This window comes from Pseudomonas sp. MF6776, from assembly GCF_016613125.1.
Lineage (GTDB): Bacteria > Pseudomonadota > Gammaproteobacteria > Pseudomonadales > Pseudomonadaceae > Aquipseudomonas > Aquipseudomonas iridis.
In genome coordinates this window covers 1-20734 of record NZ_JAENSQ010000002.1, presented here as the reverse complement: position 1 = coordinate 20734, position 20734 = coordinate 1, and the positions used below count along the sequence as shown (strand labels likewise).

Here is a 20734-nt window from a genome sequence, read left to right as displayed (position 1 = left end):
CTATGCCTGCAGCCTTTTTGAGTGTTGATCCGTGAGTGATTTGAGTCATATCCGCAATTTCTCCATCATCGCCCACATTGACCATGGCAAGTCGACGCTGGCCGATCGCTTCATCCAGATGTGCGGCGGCCTGGCCGAGCGTGAAATGGAAGCCCAGGTACTGGATTCCATGGATCTGGAGCGTGAACGCGGGATCACCATCAAGGCCCACAGCGTCACCCTTTATTACACCGCCAAAGACGGCATCAAATATCAGCTGAACTTCATTGACACCCCGGGCCACGTCGACTTCACCTACGAAGTCAGCCGTTCCCTGGCTGCGTGCGAAGGTGCATTGCTGGTCGTCGACGCGGGGCAGGGTGTTGAAGCCCAGTCCGTGGCCAACTGCTACACCGCGATCGAGCAGGGCCTTGAGGTCATGCCGGTACTGAACAAGATCGACCTGCCACAGGCCGACCCTGATCGCGTCAAGGACGAGATCGAGAAGATCATCGGCATCGACGCCACTGACGCCGTCACCTGCAGCGCCAAGACCGGCCTGGGTGTCGACGAAGTGCTCGAGCGTCTGGTGCATACCATTCCTGCGCCAACCGGCAATATCGAAGATCCGCTGCAAGCGTTGATCATCGATTCCTGGTTCGACAACTACCTGGGCGTTGTTTCCCTGGTGCGTGTCCGTCATGGCCGCGTGAAGAAGGGCGACAAGATCCTCGTCAAGTCCACCGGCAAGATCCATCTGGTCGACAGCGTTGGCGTGTTCAACCCGAAACATACCGCCACGGCTGATCTTAAGGCCGGCGAAGTGGGCTTCATCATCGCCAGCATCAAGGACATTCACGGTGCGCCGGTGGGTGACACCCTGACGCTGAGCTCGACGCCGGACGTTGAAGTGCTGCCAGGCTTCAAGCGCATCCAGCCGCAGGTTTACGCCGGTCTGTTCCCGGTCAGCTCCGACGACTTCGAAGATTTCCGCGAAGCGCTTCAGAAGCTGACCCTCAACGACTCGTCGCTGCAGTACACCCCGGAAAGCTCCGACGCACTGGGCTTCGGCTTCCGTTGCGGCTTCCTCGGCATGCTGCACATGGAAATCATCCAGGAGCGACTCGAGCGCGAGTACAACCTGGACCTGATTACCACGGCGCCGACGGTAATTTTCGAGCTGCTGCTCAAAACCGGTGAAACGATTTACGTCGACAACCCATCCAAGCTTCCGGATGTGTCGTCGATCGAAGACATGCGCGAGCCGATCGTGCGGGCCAATATTCTGGTGCCGCAGGAACACTTGGGCAACGTCATCACCCTGTGCATCGAGAAGCGTGGCGTTCAAGTCGACATGCTGTTCCTCGGCAATCAGGTGCAGGTCACCTACGACCTGCCGATGAACGAAGTGGTCCTGGACTTCTTCGACCGTCTCAAATCCACCAGCCGCGGCTATGCTTCGCTGGACTACCATTTCGATCGTTACCAATCGGCTAATCTGGTGAAACTGGATGTGCTGATCAACGGCGACAAGGTCGATGCCCTGGCGTTGATCGTGCACCGTGACAACTCGCACTACAAAGGTCGCCAGTTGACCGAGAAGATGAAAGAACTGATTCCGCGTCAGATGTTCGACGTCGCGATCCAGGCCGCCATTGGTGGTCAGATCGTTGCCCGGACAACCGTCAAGGCACTCAGAAAGAACGTATTGGCCAAATGCTACGGTGGTGACGTCAGCCGTAAGAAGAAACTGCTGGAGAAGCAAAAGGCCGGTAAGAAACGCATGAAGCAGGTCGGCAACGTGGAAATTCCACAAGAAGCCTTCCTTGCAGTGCTCAGGTTGGATAGTTAGGTCCTATGTCACTAAATTTCCCGCTGTTGCTGGTCATCGCCGTGTTCGTCTGCGGCCTGTTGGCGTTGCTTGATCTGTTGATCCTCGCGCCGCGTCGGCGTGCTGCCATTGCCTCCTATCAGGGCAGCGTCAGCCAGCCTGACGGCGTGGTGGTCGAGAAACTGAACAAGGAACCGCTGCTGGTTGAATACGGCAAGTCGTTCTTCCCGGTGTTGTTCATCGTGCTGGTGCTGCGTTCGTTCCTGGTGGAACCGTTCCAGATCCCATCCGGCTCGATGAAGCCGACCCTGGACGTCGGCGACTTCATTCTGGTGAACAAGTTTTCTTACGGGATCCGCCTGCCGGTGATCGACAAGAAAATCATCGAAGTCGGTGATCCTCAGCGTGGCGATGTGATGGTGTTCCGCTACCCGAGCGACCCTGCCGTCAACTACATCAAGCGTGTAGTGGGCCTGCCGGGCGACACCGTGCGGTACACCGCTGACAAGCGTCTGTTCGTCAATGGCGAGTCGATTGCCGAGCAACTGGTCGGCTCCGAGCCGGGCACGCTGGGCAGCGCAGAGCTCTACAAGGAAAAACTCGGCGCTGCCGAGCACCTTATCCGCAAGGAAATGAGCCGCTACCGCACCCCGCCGGATCGTACGTGGACAGTGCCTGCCGGGCACTACTTCATGATGGGTGACAACCGCGACAACTCGAACGACAGCCGTTACTGGGATGATCCGAACATTCCCAAGGATCTGCTGGGCATGGTTCCCGACCAGAATATCGTCGGCAAGGCCTTCGCGGTCTGGATGAGCTGGCCGGAACCGAAACTCAGCCACCTGCCGAATTTCTCGCGGGTTGGCCTGATCAAGTAATCACACACGGCGCTGTTGACCACAGCGCCGAATGCATTTCTGGAGTCGACACAATCGGCTTCGCAATCGCCAGGATTTAATTTTTGAACACAGCGTTAATTGTCCCAGGCCTGCGCCGTATCCCGGTGATGGCGGTGGAATCCAGCTTTGAACACAGCGTGGGTAAACCGTGAGCGCCTCATTAAGCCGTCTCGAGCGTCAGCTCGGTTACACCTTCAAGGATCAGGAGTTGATGCTCCTGGCCCTTACGCACCGCAGTTTTGCCGGGCGCAACAACGAACGCCTGGAATTCCTCGGTGACGCCATCCTCAATTTCGTCGCCGGCGAAGCACTGTTTGATCGCTTCCCCCTCGCCCGCGAAGGCCAGTTGTCGCGTTTGCGCGCACGTTTGGTGAAAGGTGAGACGCTGGCCGTACTGGCTCGCGGTTTCGACCTCGGCGATTATCTGCGTCTGGGTTCCGGAGAACTGAAAAGCGGCGGTTTTCGTCGCGAATCGATTCTGGCCGACGCCCTTGAAGCGCTGATCGGTGCGATTTACCTCGACGCCGGCATGGACGTCGCCCGCGAACGCGTACTGGCCTGGCTGGCCGGCGAGTTCGAAGGCCTGACGCTGGTCGACACCAACAAGGATCCCAAGACCCGCCTGCAGGAACATCTGCAATCGCGCGGTTGCGACCTGCCACGTTACGAAGTGGTGGATATCCAGGGTGAGCCGCACTGCCGAACCTTCTTCGTTGAATGCGAAGTTGTCTTACTGAATGAAAAAAGCCGAGGTCAGGGTGTGAGCCGTCGTATTGCCGAACAGGTAGCGGCCGCCGCAGCACTGATTGCCCTGGGCGTGGAGAATGGCAATGACTGATACAAACGCAACTCGCTGTGGCTATGTTGCCATCGTCGGCCGTCCCAACGTGGGCAAGTCCACGCTGCTGAACCACATCCTGGGCCAGAAGCTCGCGATTACCTCGCGCAAGCCGCAGACCACTCGCCACAACATGCTCGGGATCAAGACCGAGGGTGACGTGCAAGCGATCTACGTCGACACCCCGGGCATGCACAAGGGTGGCGAAAAGGCGCTGAACCGCTACATGAACAAGACCGCTTCAGCGGCGTTGAAAGACGTCGACGTGGTGATCTTTGTGGTCGACCGCACCAAGTGGACCGACGAAGACCAGATGGTTCTGGAGCGCGTGCAGTATGTGACCGGCCCGCTGATCGTCGCGCTGAACAAGACCGACCGCATCGAAGACAAGGCCGAGCTGATGCCGCACCTGTCGTGGTTGCAGGAACAACTGCCGAACGCGCAGATCATCCCGATTTCGGCGCAGCACGGGCACAACCTTGAAGCGCTGGAAAAGGTGATTGCCAACCACCTGCCGGAAAATGATCACTTCTTCCCCGAAGACCAGATCACCGACCGCAGCAGCCGTTTCCTTGCCGCCGAACTGGTGCGCGAGAAAATCATGCGTCAGATGGGCGCCGAGCTGCCGTACCAGATCACCGTCGAGATCGAAGAATTCAAGCAGCAGGGCAAGACTCTGCACATCCACGCCTTGATCCTCGTTGAGCGTGATGGCCAGAAGAAGATCATCATCGGCGACAAGGGCGAGCGCATCAAACGCATTGGCACCGAAGCGCGCAAGGACATGGAGCTGCTGTTCGACTCCAAGATCATGCTCAACCTGTGGGTCAAGGTGAAGGGCGGCTGGTCCGACGACGAGCGTGCATTGCGTTCGCTGGGTTACGGCGACCTGTAAGCACTGATTTCAAGAACACCGATACTCACTGTGGGAGCGAGCCTGCTCGCGAAGGGGATGTAACATTCAGCATTGATGTTGACTGTCACTCCGCTTTCGCGAGCAGGCTAGCTCCCACAGTGGTTTTGGGTTGTGTGTAAAACTGCGTTTCTTCATCGAGAACTCAATGTCGCAAAGCCCACCTCCCGCCCAACCCGCCTACGTCCTCCACTCGCGCGCCTACCGCGAAACCAGCGCTTTGGTGGACTTCCTCACGCCGCAAGGTCGGCTGCGGGCGGTGTTGCGCAGTGCGCGGGGCAAGGCCGGGACACTGGCGCGGCCATTCGTGCCGCTGGAAGTGGAGTTTCGCGGCAAGGGTGAACTGAAGAACGTCGGGCGCATGGAGAGTGCCGGAACCGCGACCTGGATGGTCGGCGAGGCACTGTTCAGTGGCCTCTATCTCAACGAACTGTTGATTCGCTTGCTGCCCGCCGAAGATCCGCATCCGGCAGTATTCGATCACTACGCCGCCACGCTGTCGGCCCTGGCTGAAGGTCGACCGCTGGAACCCTTGCTGCGCTCCTTCGAGTGGCGATTGTTGGATGATCTTGGCTACGGGTTTTCCATGAACACTGATGTTCACGGCGAACCTGTCGCGCCGGACGGACTTTATCGCCTGCAAGTGGATGCAGGGCTTGAGCGCGTCTATCTGTTGCAACCGGGGCTGTTCAATGGCACCGAACTGCTGGCCATGGCTGAAGCCGATTGGTCGGCCCCCGGTGCTTTGTCCGCTGCCAAGCGTTTGATGCGCCAAGCGCTGGCCGTTCACTTGGGCGGCCGCCCCCTCGTCAGTCGCGAACTGTTTCGCAAGCCCTGATCTCACCGTATGCTGTGCGCCGAATCTCTCAATTCAGGAGCGCATCCGTGACCACCAGCAATCGCATTCTTCTTGGCGTGAACATCGACCACGTCGCCACCCTGCGTCAGGCCCGTGGCACGCGCTATCCGGATCCGGTCAAGGCTGCGCTGGACGCTGAAGAGGCGGGCGCCGACGGCATCACTGTGCACCTGCGTGAAGATCGCCGCCACATTCAAGAACGCGATGTGCTGCTGCTCAAGGATGTGCTGCAAACCCGCATGAACTTCGAAATGGGCGTCACCGAAGAAATGATGGTGTTCGCCGAGCTTATCCGTCCGGCGCACATCTGCCTGGTACCGGAAACCCGTCAGGAACTGACCACTGAAGGCGGTCTTGACGTGGCGGGGCAGGAAGCGCGGATCAAGGCAGCGGTTGAGCGTCTGTCGAAAATCGGCAGCGAAGTGTCGCTGTTCATCGACGCCGACGAGCGTCAGATTGCTGCGTCCAAACGTGTTGGCGCACCGGCGATTGAACTGCACACCGGACGCTATGCCGACGCTGAAACCCCGACGCAAATCGCTGAAGAGTTGAAGCGTGTGGCGGACGGTGTGGCGTTTGGTCTGGCGCAGGGGCTGATCGTCAATGCCGGTCACGGTCTGCACTACCACAACGTTGAAGCGGTCGCGGCGATCAAGGGCATCAACGAATTGAACATCGGCCATGCGCTGGTGGCGCATGCGTTGTTCGTGGGTTTCAAGTCTGCAGTGGCTGAGATGAAGGCGCTGATTCTGGCGGCTGCCAAACACTAAGCGGCAACGCAACCCCACCTGTGGGAGCGAGCCTGCTCGGGAAAGCGGTGTATCAGTCAAAGATGATATCGACTGACACGACGCCTTCGCGAGCAGGCTCGCTCCCACATTTGTTTTTGGGGTGTTTTTTAAAGCGGGGCAGGTTCTTGCGCAGGCTTGGACTTGTCGATCGCCGGCACATGCAGGTTGCCCTCGGCCACTTGATCACCCTCAAGCTGCGGTTGGGTTACCCAGGTCAGGATGTCGTAGTAACGACGGATGTTCGCCACGAAATGCACGGGCTCTCCGCCTCGGGCATAGCCGTAGCGGGTTTTGCTGTACCACTGCTTCTGCGACAGACGTGGCAGGATTTTCTTTACGTCCAGCCACTTGTCCGGATTCAGACCTTCCTTGGCCGTCAGTTTGCGCGCGTCATCCAGATGACCGCTGCCGACGTTGTACGCCGCCAGTGCAAACCAGGTGCGATCCGGCTCCTTGATCGAGTCATCAAGCTGATCCTTCATATAAGCCAGGTACTTGGCGCCGCCCATGATGCTCTGCTTCGGATCGAGGCGGTTGGATACACCCATCGCCTGAGCGGTGTTCTGGGTCAGCATCATCAAGCCGCGCACGCCGGTTTTCGAGGTGACCGTCGGTTGCCATAGCGATTCCTGATAACCGACGGCCGCGAGCAGGCGCCAGTCGACTTTCTCTTTCTTCGCGTAGTTCTTGAAGTGTTGTTCGTATTTCGGCAGACGCTGCTGCAAGTGCTGGGCAAACGTGGTGGCGCCCATGTAACCGAGTACGTCAACGTGGCCGTAGTAGCGGTCTTTCAAGCGCTGCAAGGTGCCGTTCTTTTGCACCTTGTCCAGATAGTTGTTGATCTCGTTGAGCAGGCTGTTGTCTTCGCCCGGGCCCACCGCCCAACTCTGGCTGCGCGCGTCGCCAAGGTCGAAGGCCACGCGGATGTTGGTGAAATACACCTGATTCATCGCCACTTCGTTGGAGTCGACCAACGTCAGGTCGATCTGGCCTTCATCGACCATGCGCAACAGGTCGACCACCTCGACAGCGTCGGACTCTTCGTATTCGATGCCGGGAAATTTCTGTTTCAGCTCGGCCAGTTGCTCGGCGTGGGTGCTGCCCTTGAGCACCATGATCTTCTTGCCGACCAGATCTGCGGCGTCGGTCGGCCGCGATTGGCCGTTGCGATAGATGATCTGCGGAGTGACTTCGAGGTAGGAGTGGGAGAACCGCACCTGCTGCTTGCGCTGGTCGCTGCTGACCAGACCGGCAGCCGCCAGTACCGGCCCGTTGGGTTTGCCGATCTGGTTGAAGAGGTCGTCAAGATTGTCGGCAGTCTCGATTTTCAGTTCGACACCCAAATCGTCGGCAAAGCGCTTCACCAGCTCGTATTCGAAGCCGGTTTCACCACTGCGATCCTGGAAGTAGGTGGCGGGGCTGTTTCGGGTAACCACCCGCAGCACGCCATCCTCCTTTACGCGCTCGAGTGTGTTGGGTTTATCAACACAGCCGCCGAGCATCAGGAAGAGTCCGGTTGCGATCAGCCATTTGGCGTACCGCGGACGCAAAGCCGTTGGGAAAAACATTTGCGCAGTATACGCAAAGGACTGCGGGCGCCATATCTCGACAGTGCAGGGCGACTCTGCTAGAGATCACAAAACCAGCCGAAACCCCGCAGAAACGGGAGTGAAGGGCATTTTGTTACAGTAAAAATTAACGTTGTTCACTTGCCCCGTAAATTTGACTCTCGAGGCAGAAACACAGATCGACACCCGAGTGCAACCGTGCGTAGCGTTTCGGGTGATGTTGAGGGCGGTTTAGGCTAGAATGCACGGCCTCAAAGCACACCCCTTCCCGAGGCTGTCCCGAAGATGTTGATCCTGCGCGGCGCTCCTGCCCTTTCTGCCTTTCGCCACAGCAAACTCCTTGAGCAACTGAGCCAGAAAGTTTCGGCTGTCAGTGGCTTATATGCTGAATTCGCTCACTTCGCCGAAGTTACCGGCGTCCTGACCGGCGACGAACAGCAGGTGCTTGCGCGCCTTCTGAAGTACGGTCCAAGTGTTCCGGTTCAAGAGCCGACCGGCCGTCTGTTCCTGGTGTTGCCGCGGTTCGGTACCATCTCGCCATGGTCGAGCAAGGCCAGCGACATTGCCCGCAACTGCGGCCTGAGCAAGATCCAGCGTCTGGAGCGCGGTATCGCGTTCTACGTTGCCGGTCAGTTCAGCGACGCCCAAGCGCAGCAGATTGCTGATGTATTGCATGACCGCATGACGCAAATCGTCCTCGGCAACCTTGAGCAGGCAGCCGGTCTGTTCAGCCACGCCGAGCCGAAGCCGCTGACGGCGATCGACATCCTCGGCGGCGGTCGCGCCGCGCTGGAAAAGGCCAACACCGAACTGGGCCTGGCCCTGGCTGAAGACGAAATCGACTATCTGGTCAACGCCTTCAACGGTTTGAAGCGCAACCCGCACGACATCGAACTGATGATGTTCGCCCAAGCCAACTCCGAGCATTGCCGCCACAAGATCTTCAACGCCAGTTGGGATATTGATGGTGAAAACCAGGAAAAAAGCCTGTTCGGCATGATCAAGAACACCTACGTGATGCACAGCGAAGGCGTTCTGTCGGCTTATAAGGACAACGCCTCGGTGATCGTCGGCAACGTTGCCGGCCGTTTCTTCCCGAACCCTGAAACCCGCCAGTACGGCGCGGTGCAGGAGCCGGTGCACATCCTGATGAAGGTTGAAACCCACAACCACCCGACCGCGATTGCCCCGTTCCCGGGCGCATCCACCGGTTCTGGCGGTGAGATCCGTGACGAAGGCGCAACCGGTCGTGGCGCCAAGCCAAAGGCTGGCCTCACCGGTTTCACCGTATCCAACCTGCAGATCCCGGGCTTCGAACAGCCGTGGGAAGTGCCGTACGGCAAGCCTGAGCGCATCGTTACTGCCCTCGACATCATGATCGAAGGCCCGCTCGGTGGCGCCGCGTTCAACAACGAATTCGGTCGTCCGGCCCTGACGGGTTACTTCCGTACCTTCGAACAATCGATTACCACGCCGCACGGTGACGAAGTTCGCGGTTACCACAAGCCGATCATGCTGGCCGGCGGTATGGGTAACATTCGCGAAGAACACGTCAAGAAAGGCGAAATCGTCGTTGGCTCCAAGCTGATCGTGCTCGGCGGCCCGGCGATGTTGATCGGTCTGGGCGGCGGCGCGGCTTCCTCCATGGCCACCGGCACCAGCTCGGCGGATCTGGACTTCGCTTCCGTACAGCGTGAAAACCCTGAGATGGAGCGTCGCTGCCAGGAAGTGATCGACCGTTGCTGGCAATTGGGTGACAAGAACCCGATCAGCTTCATCCACGACGTCGGCGCGGGCGGTCTGTCCAACGCCTTCCCGGAACTGGTCAACGATGGCGAGCGCGGTGGTCGTTTCGAACTGCGCAACATTCCAAACGACGAGCCGGGCATGGCCCCGCACGAAATCTGGAGTAACGAATCCCAGGAACGCTACGTGCTGGCCGTCGGCCCTGAAGACTTCGCGCGCTTCCAGGCGATTTGCGAACGCGAGCGTTGCCCGTTTGCCGTCGTTGGTGAAGCCACTGCCGAACCGCAACTGACCGTCACCGACAGCCACTTCGGCAACAACCCGGTGGACATGCCACTGGAAGTGTTGCTGGGCAAAGCCCCGCGCATGCACCGTTCGGTGGTTCGTGAAGCCGAGCTGGGTGATGACTTCGATCCGTCGAATCTCGATATCACCGAAAGCATCGAGCGCGTTCTGCATCACCCGGCTGTTGCGAGCAAGAGCTTCCTGATCACCATCGGCGACCGCACCATCACCGGCCTCGTTGCCCGTGACCAAATGGTCGGCCCATGGCAGGTTCCGGTGGCCGACGTTGCCGTTACCGCCACCAGTTTCGACGTGTACACCGGTGAAGCGATGGCGATGGGCGAGCGCACTCCGCTGGCTCTGCTGGACGCTCCGGCGTCGGGCCGCATGGCCATCGGTGAAACCCTGACCAACATTGCCGCCTCGCGCATCAACAAGATCTCCGACATCAAACTGTCGGCGAACTGGATGTCCGCTGCCGGCCATCCGGGCGAAGATGCACGTCTGTACGACACCGTGAAAGCGGTCGGCATGGAACTGTGCCCTGAGCTGGGCATCACCATTCCGGTGGGCAAGGACTCGATGTCCATGGCCACGCGCTGGAATGACAACGGTGAAGAAAAAACCGTGACCTCGCCGATGTCGTTGATCGTGACCGGTTTCGCGCCAGTGGCTGACATTCGTCAGACCCTGACCCCGGAACTGCGCATGGACAAGGGCACCACCGACCTGATCCTGATCGACCTCGGTCGCGGTCAGAACCGCATGGGCGCCTCGATCCTTGCTCAGGTGCACGGCAAGCTCGGCTCGCAAGCGCCGGACGTCGATGATGCTGAAGATCTCAAAGCTTTCTTCGCGGTGATCCAGGGCCTCAACGCCGACGGTCACCTGCTGGCTTACCACGACCGTTCCGACGGTGGTCTGCTGACCAGCGTCGTGGAAATGGCCTTCGCCGGTCACTGCGGTCTGAGCCTGAACCTTGATGGTCTGGCTGAAACCTCGGCTGACATCGCCGCGATCCTGTTCAACGAAGAACTGGGTGCCGTGATCCAGGTTCGTCAGGACGCCACGCCAGACATCCTCGCGCAGTTCAGCGCTGCCGGTCTGGGCGACTGCGTGTCGGTGATCGGTCAGCCAATGAACAACGGCCAGATCAACATCACCTTCAACGGTGACACCGTGTTCGAAGGCCAGCGTCGTTTGCTGCAACGTACCTGGGCTGAGACCAGCTACCAGATCCAGCGTCTGCGCGACAACGCCGACTGCGCCGAACAAGAGTTCGACGTGCTGCTGGAAGAAGACAACCCGGGCCTGAGCGTCAAGCTGAGCTACGACGTCAATCAGGACATCGCCGCGCCTTACATCAAGAAAGGCATCCGCCCACAGGTTGCCGTGCTGCGTGAGCAGGGCGTCAACGGTCAGGTGGAAATGGCCGCCGCGTTCGACCGCGCCGGTTTCAACGCGATCGACGTGCACATGAGCGACATTCTGGCCGGCCGTGTCGACCTGAACGAGTTCAAAGGCCTGGTGGCTTGCGGCGGTTTCTCCTACGGCGACGTACTCGGCGCCGGTGAGGGCTGGGCCAAGTCGGCACTGTTCAACAGCCGCGCCCGCGATGCGTTCCAGGGTTTCTTCGAGCGCAACGACAGCTTCACCCTCGGCGTGTGCAACGGTTGCCAGATGATGTCCAACCTCCACGAGCTGATTCCGGGCAGCGAGTTCTGGCCGCACTTCGTGCGCAACCGCTCCGAGCAGTTCGAAGCGCGTGTGGCGATGGTGCAGGTTCAGGAGTCGAACTCGATCTTCCTGCAAGGCATGGCCGGTTCGCGTATGCCGATCGCCATCGCTCACGGTGAAGGTCACGCCGAGTTCTCCAGCGAAGAAGCACTGCTGGAAGCCGATCTGTCCGGTTGCGTGGCGATGCGTTTCGTCGACAACCACGGCAAGGTCACTGAATCGTATCCGGCCAACCCGAACGGTTCGCCGCGCGGGATTACCGGTCTCACCAGCCGTGATGGCCGTGTGACGATCATGATGCCGCACCCGGAGCGTGTGTTCCGCGCAGTGCAGAACTCGTGGCGTTCGGAAGACTGGAACGAAGACGCACCTTGGATGCGTATGTTCCGTAATGCTCGCGTGTGGGTGAACTGAGGCCTGTGTACAAGCTGGCGTTTTTCGTTCCTGACAGTCATGTCGAGGTGGTCAAAGGGGCTGTGTTCGCTGCCGGTGGTGGGCGGATCGGTGACTATGACCACTGTGCCTGGCAGGTGCTCGGGTCTGGTCAGTTTCGGCCTTTGGACGGCAGTCAGCCGTTCATTGGTGAGGCGGGGCAGGTCGAGCAGGTTGAGGAATGGAAGGTTGAGCTTGTTGTTGCGGATGAGTTGATTGTTGCTGTTGTGGCGGCGTTGAAGCTCAGTCATCCGTACGAGACACCGGCTTATGAGGTGTGGCGGCTGGAAGATTTCTGATAGCCGCTTGAACAGGAAACCCGCAGATGAGTGATTGTCTGCGGGTTTTTTGTTGCCTGCGATTTGAAGGGCGACTTCATTTCGCTGTGGGAGCTTGCCAGCGATGGCGCCCTTATAGGCGACCATGCTTTGGCTGGTTGTGTGAATATCCGTTTCTTCGGGTGCTGCGGCTGGCGGTTCCGTCCGGGATTGATCCGGGCGCATCGTCTCCGGTTTGCTGCGCTGCACCTCCTCTCGATGTGTTTGGCTTCGCCAAACGGTCGCTGCGCTCCCACCCCCGGATCAATCCCGGAACGAAGCCTGCCGACGGGGCCGGTGGATCAAGATCAGAGCGGCAGCCGAGCTTGCGCTCATCCTGTTGAGTGGTGGAAGAGCATGCGATCGGCTTTTGTTCTGTGTTGGGGCTGCCCCTCACGCCAGCCCTCTTCCGAGGGAGAGGGGGCCGATTTGTGGGCTTTTCAAAATCGGAGTGCGGCTGAGTATGTCCTGTCGGCGTAGTTCATCCAGACGCCTCGGTCAGTCCCCACTGCGATTAGCTTTTTGGATACAACTCACCCTCGACCATTCTGAGCACGGCACTGTGTAAGCGCTTGAACAGCCCTTCTAACGCGCGGGCAGACTCTGGATTCAAGCGCTCATGCAGCAAAGTGACTTCACAAATACTGCACGCCGCCGCTAAATCCTGCGCACCTACCGTGGCCAACGATCCGTTTATCCGATGCAAATGGCTCACCAGTTTTGAGTTGTCAGACGCTTGCATGGCCAGTTCGGCCTGCATCAGGTCTTCTTGCATGGTTGCGACAAACAAACGGTGCATGGCTGGCGATAGCGTCATCCAGCCCTCAAGATCATCAGTTTGTAGATCGGGTGCATCTTCCTCGACTGCCTGCGGAGCAACGGGCGCAGGTTGCCGGGTAAAATCTGACAAGGTCTGAAGCAGTGTCTTGAGGTTCAAGGGTTTGACCAACCATGCATTCATCCCGACCGCGAGACAATGTTCTCCCTCTTCACGCAGGGCATTGGCGGTTACACCAATAATCGGCACGTCCGGGTCCAGATGGCGCAAGCGTTGAGTGAGCTGATAACCATTGAGCTTGGGCATGTTGACGTCGGTGATAACAAGATCGAATGCAGACTCCTGCCAGCGCTGCAAGGCTTGTTCGCCATCCTCAGCCAAGGTAACCCGAGCACCAAGAGCTTCAAGTTGTTCCTTGAGAATCTCGCGGTTAACAGGGTTGTCTTCTGCAACCAACACATTCAAATCCAGTTCTTCAGCAGGCTGAGAGACCTTGAAACACAGTTCAGGGGCGGCGCCTTGCGCCAGTTGCATCAGGGTTCTGGCAATAGCGCGGATGTCATAAGCGTTGACCTCCCAGCCGTACGCCGTTTTTTTCGGCTGACTCGTCGCAGTTCCCTTTGCAACGACGCTCACACCTGACCATGGCGCTGCCGTCAGTGGATCCGGCTCGACGTCCAGTAATACGGCATTGCTGTCTTCATAGCCTGCCGCCGGCAAAGTCTGAGCCCTTGCGCCCCAAAGGCTGAGCCATTCGATCAGGCTCTGCCCTAGATCCTTGAGCGGCGCTCGCACATAGAGACTCACCCCATGAAGATCAATGTCCGCACAGTTGGACAATGTGCCTTTAACCACGGGCAAACGTATATGGAGTGAGAAGCTGCTGCCCAACCCGGGCTCGCTGACCACGCGCAAGTTAGCGCCCATCATTTCACTCAGTCGAGCGCAGATAGACAAACCCAACCCAGCGCCGCCAGAGCGCTCGCTTCCTCCCACTTGAGAAAAAGGCTTGAACAGGAGGGGCAACTGCTGATCGCTGATCCCGACTCCGGTGTCGGACACCTGCCACTGCAGCGACACATGGTCGTCTTCGATGTCCGTCACTTTCAGCCTGAGGACCACACGACCGAAGTCAGTAAACTTGATCGCGTTACTCAGCAGGTTGTTAATGATTTGCCGGATTCGCACAGCATCGCCGCACAACAGAGGCGGTAAGGATGCGTCCGCACAGGCAAATATCTTCAGACCTTTATTGCCTGCCGCTGCGGCATAGCTGCGTACGACGTCTTCAAACAAATCCAGAGGACTGAACGTTTTGGGTTCGACCGCCATTTGCCCGGACTCGATCTTGGATACATCCAATACATCGCTAATGAGTTGAAACAACACGGCCGATGAACGCTGGATCGTGTTCAGGTATTCATGCTGACGGTCACTAAGAGGGGTTCTTTCAAGCAACTCAAGGTTGCCGAGCACGCCGTACAAAGGTGTGCGAATTTCATGGCTCATGGTGGCCAGAAACAGGGTTTTGGCTTTGCTGGCCTCATCGGCAGAACGCCGTGCCTGTTCCATCATATTGGCATCGTCTACATGCCGAGTGATGTCGTTAAAACCGCACAGAACGACGTCTCTGCCCTGATAACGGGTGAAGGCAAAACAGACCTGGAGATAACGACCGGCAACCTCAAGTTGAACCTCACCCGGTTCGAGGTTCGCATAATTGCGCCTCAAGAGGGCAATCAGTTCAGGTGTGCCCTGCCATTGCTGTGCACGCTGATTTTCCAGCAACACGGCCCTCGTATCGCGCAGTACCACACACAGCCCGACGGGTGCATTGTCGAGCATGACTCGATTGAACTCTTCACTTTCAGCCAGTGACTGACTGGAGCGTTGAGCAGGCTCAATAATCCGCAAGCGATACCAGCGGTTCAGATACCAACCAAGGATCCCGAACAGCAAGACCAGAATTGCAGCGCCTGACAACGGCCACTTGGCGTAACCAAAAAACTTCTGGTAGCTGATGGTATATAAGCCGATCCAGGGGGCCGCCCCGCCCGAACTCAACTTGAAGTGCAAACCGTCGGGCTCAAAGCTCAACCCAAAAGGCAGCTCCTGTACATCCTGCTCGTTGCCAAGCAATACGTCGCCAGCAGGCGATATCAACGTCAGGCGACTGTTGCTGGAGCGCATCAGTAACCGCTCAAGATCATTGATATCGCTGATATCCAATAGGGCGGTCACTATGACTGAGTCATCATCCTCAGGCGCAGGCAGGAAGCGATGTGAGAGGTCAACACCGATAGCCCCCACAATATATTTACGTTTTTGGATGAGTCCCGCCGGGGCTCGCATCCATAGTAATTGCTGGTTCTCAAGCATCCGGCTTTGGGGTATCAGTTGGTCATACAGGCGCTTGGTGATATCGAAGAAATTATCTTTCTGCAGCAGTGACAGCTGCCTCGCCCCCTGAATTCCAGGCACTGCAATAGTGAACTGGGCCGTTGGTGAAAACACAAACACTTGCGGCGCCGCGTAATAGGATTCGGACCAGTACGCGGCAAAAAGATCGGTCAATTGAACGCCAAACGAGTAGACCCCCGTCATTTGATCAGAGGTGAACTTATCTCTCTGACTGACCGTAAAAGGCATTGATTTGGCCGTGTCGCTGTTCTGAAACAGGCGTTCATCGGCTTGGCTCATCAACTCGATATGTGAACTCGGTTTGCTATCCGGCAGCAGGTTCTTACCGCCTTTGCCATAGCTCTCTGCGGCAGTGCGCAAAAAAGCTTCATGCTCCTGAATGCTTTCCATCAACCGCGCAAAGTGAAAATCGGTTTTCTCACTCTCTTCTTTCAACACCCGGTTAACCGCCCAAAAACTCATGCTTACCAGCAACAGGGCCAGCCCGGTCAGCAGGAACAACAGTTTATTGAGTCTGAGTGAACTCAGTGCCAATGCACCGAGGCGTACTTTTGCTTGCTTCATGGAAGGTGCCTATCGAGAGCTTTACAGACCAAGGATACAGAGCGTTCTAAAACAGGAATCGTCTGATGGGGTTCGCCACCCACACGTTGCATCCTTTGCAACACCTGCTGCGGCGAGCCCATGGCAGGGAGGGGCTGTTAAAAACGGATATGACACATAACTTTGTAGAGGATATCTCTCATGTTTCAAACAATCGGCAAATACACCGCTCTGTGTGGTTCAACGCTGCTGATCGCCATGGCAGCGGCTACTACTCAAGCGGCCGATGGCCAAGTTGAATTCACCGGTACTGTTAACGATAACGCCTGCACCATTAACAGCGAAAGCGTGAAAAAGTCGGTTGATATGGGCCAGGTTCGTATCGCTGACTTCGCCAACACCGTAGGTGCCACTGCCGGAGAAACGCCGTTCTCGATTTCTCTGGAGAACTGCAGCGGTTCGACCCTGAAAAACGCTTCTATCAAGTTCAGCGGCCAACAGGCTGCAACGGACGCCACCGTTCTGGGCATGGTCGGCGCTAACCAGGTCAAAGGTATCGGTATCCAGATCGCCGACGCCCGTACTGGCGACAAACTGCCGTTGAACACCGCGAGCACCGATTACGTGTTGCGCCCCCAGTCCAACACGTTCGACTTCAAGGCGTCCTACGTACGTCTTGTTGCTGATACCCCGGGTGCAGATGGCGCTCCTGATACCCGCGGCATCGGAACGGGTACGGTCAATGCGCTGGCTACCTTCGACGTTACCTACAAGTAACGCGTTTTTTTAACGCAGGAGTCCGTGGCTCGGCCCGGGCTCTGGCGTTGAACAGAGGACATATTAATGCGTTTAAAAGTTGCAGCCTTTTTGGCTTTGGCAGCAGGTTTCTGGCTGCCGCAAGTTCAAGCGGGCGTCAATGTCGGCTCCACGCGGGTCATTTATCAAAGCAAGGAAAAAGAAGCCAACCTTTCACTTTCAAACTCCGGTGAAGACGGTGTTCCGTATCTGGTGCAGTCCTGGGTCAGCCCTTATGAAAATCGGGATGAGAGTGCCGATGAGTTCATTATCACTCCACCCTTGTTTCGTCTGGACGCCAAAAGCCAGAACATCCTGCGAATCATCGCGACCAATGCGCAAAACCTGCAAACAGATAAAGAAAGCCTGTTTCTGCTGAATGTCAAAGCGATCCCGGCCAAGAGTACCGAGCAGAGCAGTCAGAACGTATTACAGATTGCGCTCAAGACCACCATCAAACTGTTCTACCGCCCCGCGGGTTTGCAAGGTTCTCTGCAAGAGACTGTGGAAAAACTGCAATGGCGTGCTGAAGGCGGACACCTGACTGTGCACAACCCGTCAGGTTTTAACGTGGTCGTCAGTGATTTGCTGATTAACAACAAGGCGAGCCAAGGCATGCCTGAGGTGATCAAACCCGGCAGTACCGTCACTACGGCGATACCGCTGAAAAACAGCGACAAGCTGGAACTCACCTACATCAATGAATACGGCAGCACCGTCAAGGCAGCACCCATCACCGTTCATTGATGCCTGATTGAATAGTCGAATAGAAGGACCTCCTCATGCTGCGACTGCGCATGTGCGCCTTCGCGCGCCGAGTAAAAACCTGGAGCACTGCAGGCCTTGGTGCTATCGGTCTTACAGCGACCGTCGCGCATGCAGATTACAGCTTCGACTCATCCTTTCTGGAAATTGGTGGTGGCAATGCTTCAGCCGAAGTGGCTGAACAAGTAAAAGCCATGAGCCAAGGCCAACTGCCGGGGATTTACCGAGTCGACCTGTCAGTGAATGACCGACCGATCGAGCAGCAGGACATGAATTTTATTCGCGAAACCGCCAGTCAGGTATCAACCCCTAATGGCCTGTTCCCCTGCTTCAGTCTTCAGGCGCTGACCGAGTTGGGTATTGATCCCGCACGCTTGAAAGATGCCGAAATCAGCAGCGACAAATGCGTGTACTTCAATCGCGAGCTGACCGGTATCACCTACGACTATGACTTCAACAAGCAGCAGCTGAACCTGCAAGTGCCTCAGGCATTTATTGGCGATGTGCCCTTTGAGTCTCGTCGTAAAAACTGGAGTGATGGCGAGCAGGTCGCGTTTGCCAATTACAGTTTTTCCGGCAGTCAGTCCGAAACCCGCAACGGCAACCGGCAGTCCCAGTTCGGCAGTGTGCACAGCGGATTTAACAGTGGGGCCTGGCGCTTTCGCAACTTTTCGACCTGGCAAAAAAGTACCAACGTCGAAGGCAACTGGAAATCGGTGGACACCTATGTCCAGCGCGACCTGGGCAACATGATGGCCATTGGCACCATCGGTGAAAGCTCAACCGACAGTGACCTGTTTGACACGATCTCCTATCGCGGCGTGGGCATCGCTTCCGATCTGGATATGTTGCCCGATGATGCGCGCAATTTTGCGCCGGTTATCCGTGGCGTCGCCAACGGCCGCTCACGGGTAACGCTGCGCCAGCGCGGCTATGTCATCAGTGAACAGTGGGTGCCCTCGGGTCCCTTTGCACTCAAGGGGCTGTATTCGACTTCAAACAACGGTGACATCGAAGTCACCGTTGAAGGTCCCAATGGTGAGCGTCAGGTGTATATCCAGTCGTTCTCGTCTGTGCCTTACATGCTGCGCGAAGGACAGCAGAGCTACAGCGTGACCGCAGGCCAATATCGCCCGGCCGACGGCACCCTCAACAGGCAGAAACCGGGATTTGTACAAGGTACTTACCGCCGCGGCCTGACCGAAGGCACCACCGTATTCGGTGGCAGCATTGTCAGCGAACAATACAAGTCCGCACTTTTGGGCTTTGCGCATGACTTCGCCGGTTTCGGTGCCATCTCGCTGGACGTCACCCATGCCATCAGCGATGACATCGGCACTGATGCCAAAACCCTGTCGGGTCAGTCGTACCGTTTTCGCTACTCCAAGTCCATCGATCTGACGGACACCAGCTTCAGCCTGGTGGGCTATCGCTACTCCACCAGCGGTTACTACAGCTTTAACGAGGCCATTGATGCGCGCGCCAACAACACGCTGACGCCCTATGTCGATGAAACCATGATCAACAGCGGTGCTTTTTCGCCTTACCTGGGTGGCCACATGAAAAGCAGCTTTACCGCCAACGTCTCGCAGCAACTGGGCAGCTATGGCGGCATGTACGCCAACCTGACCAAAACCGACTATTGGAACCGGGCCCAAAGCAATACCTCGATTCAGTTGGGCTACAGCTTCAGTGTCGGCCAAGCTTCCTACAACGTGGGTTTGGCACAGAACAGTGGCACCGGCGATGACGTTCGCAGCCTGTCGTTGAGCGTGAGTATTCCGTTGGGCAATCCGGGCAATAGCAGCCGGATTGGCCTGAGTACCAATCAGGACTCGGCGGGCAATGCCAGTCGTAACGCCACGTTCAGCGGCTCTCAATTCAAGGACGATGCACTGTCTTACAGCGTGGGCATCAATCAACAGATCAGTGATGAAGATCGCATGCTCGGCAGTTCGATTGCCGCGCGTTACAACGCAGCGAATGCCATTTGGCACGGCTCTTACAACAGGGATCAAAGCACCCGGCAGATGGACTACGGCGTAGAAGGCGGGGTTGTTGCCACGCGTGACACCTTGATGTTTACCCAGCCTCTGGGCGAAACCAACATCATCGTGGCCACACCGGGGGCCGGCGATGTAGGCGTACTGACCAAAAGCGGGATCAAAACCAACGGCAGTGGCTACACGGTTATTCCTTCCGCCCAGCCTTACCGTAAAAACAAAATAGCGCTGAACACTGACTCGTTATCGGACAACACCGATATCGCGAACCTGGTTCAGGTCGTCACCCCTAACCGCGGCGCGTTTGTCATGGCCAACTTTGAAACCCGCAACGGCCGCCGTCTGTTGATTAGCGTGAACGCCAACGATGGCAAGCCTGCGCCCTTTGCGGCCGAGGCTCAGCTGTTTGACCTCAATGGCGTCTTGATGAACAGCGCCATGGTGGCAGACAAAGGCCGGGTGTTCATGACAGGCGTGCCGGACAAAGCGCAGCTGCTGATCAACGTCAATGGCAAGCCGTGGTGCTCCAAAGCGTTGGATCTGAACACTTACAACCTGGCGGAAACGGGCATCGGGCAACTGCAGATCCGTTGCGATGCACAGCTGGCAATGCCGGCAGACACTCAAGGTACTCCCGATGCATGACTCAACGTTCAAACCCCAGCGCCCGAAATGGGCAACCGCGATCCTGTTGTCAGTCGGCTTGTTGTTCAGTTTTGCAAGTCAGCAAGCGTTCGCGATTATCCAGAACAACATGACCTGCACCGCGACAGGTGACCATGGCATCGTTGATTTGGGAACTCTGGCTCCTTCCGAGAACATTCAAGTACACATGACGGCAAACTGCCGAGTGACGCGCTGGTATCCCAAAGGTTCTAACCTTTCGTTTACGCAGCAATACAATCAAGGCAAAAGTGCCGACTTCGTTGCGTTTCATACAAACAGCAACCAATTCCTTAAAAGTGGCGGAATGGGAACAACCGGCACAACCTGTGTGCCGACCAGTTGCGTGCCTTTGTATGTCGGCAACACGTTTTCATATGACGTGTTATTCGCGGGCTCTGCGGGGACAACTCCGGGCGACTACATGGTGAGTTTAAACCTGGCGGTTGCAGGAGCTGAGTGCAACACGGTTATTGAATTGAAGCCGGAGCATCATGCCGCATTGCCATGGAGTTTTGCATGACCTCTCCCATCACCTCGATGGGGCATTTGAAGTCGAAGCGCTTGC

At 57.3% G+C, this 20734-nt stretch carries 14 protein-coding genes; 12 read left to right on the top strand and 2 right to left on the bottom strand.

From position 1 onward, the window contains the following. The first annotated feature begins 31 nt into the window (after nt 1-31). From lepA to pdxJ, 6 genes are all read left to right on the top strand, one after another. Nucleotides 32-1831, top strand: coding sequence for a translation elongation factor 4 (gene lepA, locus JJD74_RS02165; RefSeq protein WP_042557786.1), 1800 nt, complete (start codon nt 32-34; stop codon nt 1829-1831). A 5-nt stretch (nt 1832-1836) separates the two neighbouring features. Beyond that, nucleotides 1837-2691 (top strand): signal peptidase I, encoded by an 855-nt coding sequence (lepB, locus tag JJD74_RS02160; protein ID WP_042557787.1) that lies wholly within the window; start codon nt 1837-1839, stop codon nt 2689-2691. Between the two features lie 169 nt (nt 2692-2860). Then, nucleotides 2861-3550 (top strand): ribonuclease III, encoded by a 690-nt coding sequence (gene rnc, locus JJD74_RS02155; RefSeq protein ID WP_042557788.1) that lies wholly within the window; start codon nt 2861-2863, stop codon nt 3548-3550. Next, on the top strand, nt 3543-4445 hold the full coding sequence (era, locus tag JJD74_RS02150) for a GTPase Era (protein ID WP_042557789.1): 903 nt from the start codon (nt 3543-3545) through the stop codon (nt 4443-4445). The genes rnc and era overlap by 8 nt, the downstream gene beginning before the upstream one ends. A 166-nt stretch (nt 4446-4611) precedes the next feature. Next, the gene (gene recO / locus JJD74_RS02145; protein ID WP_115146344.1) at nt 4612-5301 is read left to right on the top strand and encodes a DNA repair protein RecO; all 690 of its coding nucleotides are present in this window, start codon (nt 4612-4614) and stop codon (nt 5299-5301) included. Between the two features lie 47 nt (nt 5302-5348). Further along, complete coding sequence (gene pdxJ / locus JJD74_RS02140) at nt 5349-6092, top strand: pyridoxine 5'-phosphate synthase (protein WP_042557791.1); 744 nt, start codon at nt 5349-5351, stop codon at nt 6090-6092. Between the two features lie 128 nt (nt 6093-6220). Here pdxJ and mltF read toward each other — a convergent pair whose 3' ends face one another. After that, on the bottom strand, nt 6221-7681 hold the full coding sequence (gene mltF, locus JJD74_RS02135) for a membrane-bound lytic murein transglycosylase MltF (RefSeq protein WP_080895990.1): 1461 nt from the start codon (nt 7679-7681) through the stop codon (nt 6221-6223). Between the two features lie 285 nt (nt 7682-7966). Between mltF and purL the strand changes: the two genes are divergently transcribed. Continuing rightward, entirely contained in the window at nt 7967-11863 is a 3897-nt protein-coding gene (gene purL, locus JJD74_RS02130) for a phosphoribosylformylglycinamidine synthase (RefSeq protein ID WP_042557792.1), read from the top strand. A gap of 5 nt (nt 11864-11868) precedes the next feature. Next, entirely contained in the window at nt 11869-12180 is a 312-nt protein-coding gene (locus JJD74_RS02125; RefSeq protein WP_042557793.1) for a Nif3-like dinuclear metal center hexameric protein, read from the top strand. A 532-nt stretch (nt 12181-12712) separates the two neighbouring features. Here the strand turns inward: JJD74_RS02125 and JJD74_RS02120 are convergent. After that, complete coding sequence (locus tag JJD74_RS02120; protein WP_200610964.1) at nt 12713-15961, bottom strand: response regulator; 3249 nt, start codon at nt 15959-15961, stop codon at nt 12713-12715. Between the two features lie 180 nt (nt 15962-16141). Here JJD74_RS02120 and JJD74_RS02115 point away from each other — a divergent pair, with 180 nt between their 5' ends. The 4 genes from JJD74_RS02115 (at nt 16142) to JJD74_RS02100 (ending at nt 20689) form a co-directional block, all read left to right on the top strand. After that, complete coding sequence (locus tag JJD74_RS02115) at nt 16142-16717, top strand: fimbrial protein (RefSeq protein WP_042557796.1); 576 nt, start codon at nt 16142-16144, stop codon at nt 16715-16717. A 66-nt stretch (nt 16718-16783) separates the two neighbouring features. After that, on the top strand, nt 16784-17482 hold the full coding sequence (locus JJD74_RS02110) for a fimbrial biogenesis chaperone (RefSeq protein ID WP_047299846.1): 699 nt from the start codon (nt 16784-16786) through the stop codon (nt 17480-17482). A gap of 35 nt (nt 17483-17517) precedes the next feature. Continuing rightward, the gene (locus JJD74_RS02105; protein ID WP_047299847.1) at nt 17518-20148 is read left to right on the top strand and encodes a fimbria/pilus outer membrane usher protein; all 2631 of its coding nucleotides are present in this window, start codon (nt 17518-17520) and stop codon (nt 20146-20148) included. Further along, nucleotides 20141-20689, top strand: a complete 549-nt coding sequence (locus JJD74_RS02100) for a hypothetical protein (RefSeq protein WP_200610961.1) — start codon at nt 20141-20143, stop codon at nt 20687-20689. Before JJD74_RS02105 ends, JJD74_RS02100 begins: the two co-directional genes overlap by 8 nt. The last annotated feature ends 45 nt before the right edge of the window (nt 20690-20734 follow it).

Excerpts from the sequence above, each read along its gene's own strand:
- lepB (WP_042557787.1), top strand. The coding sequence starts at position 1,837 with ATGTCACTAAATTTCCCGCTGTTGCTGGTCATCGCCGTGTTCGTCTGC.
- era (WP_042557789.1), top strand. The coding sequence starts at position 3,543 with ATGACTGATACAAACGCAACTCGCTGTGGCTATGTTGCCATCGTCGGC.
- recO (WP_115146344.1), top strand. The coding sequence starts at position 4,612 with ATGTCGCAAAGCCCACCTCCCGCCCAACCCGCCTACGTCCTCCACTCG.
- mltF (WP_080895990.1), bottom strand. The coding sequence starts at position 7,681 with ATGTTTTTCCCAACGGCTTTGCGTCCGCGGTACGCCAAATGGCTGATC.
- purL (WP_042557792.1), top strand. The coding sequence starts at position 7,967 with ATGTTGATCCTGCGCGGCGCTCCTGCCCTTTCTGCCTTTCGCCACAGC.
- JJD74_RS02120 (WP_200610964.1), bottom strand. The coding sequence starts at position 15,961 with ATGAAGCAAGCAAAAGTACGCCTCGGTGCATTGGCACTGAGTTCACTC.
- JJD74_RS02115 (WP_042557796.1), top strand. The coding sequence starts at position 16,142 with ATGTTTCAAACAATCGGCAAATACACCGCTCTGTGTGGTTCAACGCTG.
- JJD74_RS02110 (WP_047299846.1), top strand. The coding sequence starts at position 16,784 with ATGCGTTTAAAAGTTGCAGCCTTTTTGGCTTTGGCAGCAGGTTTCTGG.
- JJD74_RS02105 (WP_047299847.1), top strand. The coding sequence starts at position 17,518 with ATGCTGCGACTGCGCATGTGCGCCTTCGCGCGCCGAGTAAAAACCTGG.
- JJD74_RS02100 (WP_200610961.1), top strand. The coding sequence starts at position 20,141 with ATGCATGACTCAACGTTCAAACCCCAGCGCCCGAAATGGGCAACCGCG.